This is a genomic window from Kitasatospora sp. SC0581, assembly GCF_048159585.1.
Taxonomy (GTDB): domain Bacteria; phylum Actinomycetota; class Actinomycetes; order Streptomycetales; family Streptomycetaceae; genus Kitasatospora.
In genome coordinates this window covers 1-464 of the sequence record NZ_JBLRWA010000131.1, presented here as the reverse complement: position 1 = coordinate 464, position 464 = coordinate 1, and the positions used below count along the sequence as shown (strand labels likewise).

The 464-nt window shown below is 45.9% G+C and carries 1 protein-coding gene and 1 pseudogene; both read left to right on the top strand.

The genetic code is table 11. From position 1 onward, the window contains the following. A pseudogene (locus tag ACLWS4_RS37435) lies at window positions 1–189 on the top strand (myo-inosose-2 dehydratase); the annotation flags it as partial. 35 nt (window positions 190–224) lie between these two features. After that, window positions 225–464: MFS transporter (locus tag ACLWS4_RS37430; protein ID WP_416876490.1), on the top strand; the 240-nt coding region annotated here is incomplete at its 3' end.

Genomic DNA, 464 nt, shown 5'->3' with positions numbered 1-464 from the left:
GCTTTTACCGTGCCGGGAGATGGTATGATTGATTTTCGCCCAATTATGGAAGCCATTATTGAAAGCGGATACGAGGGCTGGAGTGTTGTCGAAGCGGAGCAGGATCCGGCTAAAGCCAATCCATTCGAATATGCCTTAAAAGGGAGGAAATATTTAGAGACGTTAATACCCCGGGCAGAGCTGGTGTAATCGGTTAGAAAAATTACGTATGGGGATGGTAGAAAATGAGTAGTCAAAGTACAGGCAACGCAAAAAGGATGTTAAAAAAGATTACAGTCATTTCGACATTTGGCGGTTTGCTTTTCGGCTATGATACAGGCGTTATTAATGGCGCATTGCCTTATATGGCGCGCAAGGATGAGCTGAATTTAACGCCAGTGACTGAAGGCTTTGTGACAAGTTCCCTTCTTTTTGGGGCAGCATTAGGAGCCGTCTTTGGCGGGCGTTTATCAGACCGGTTCGGA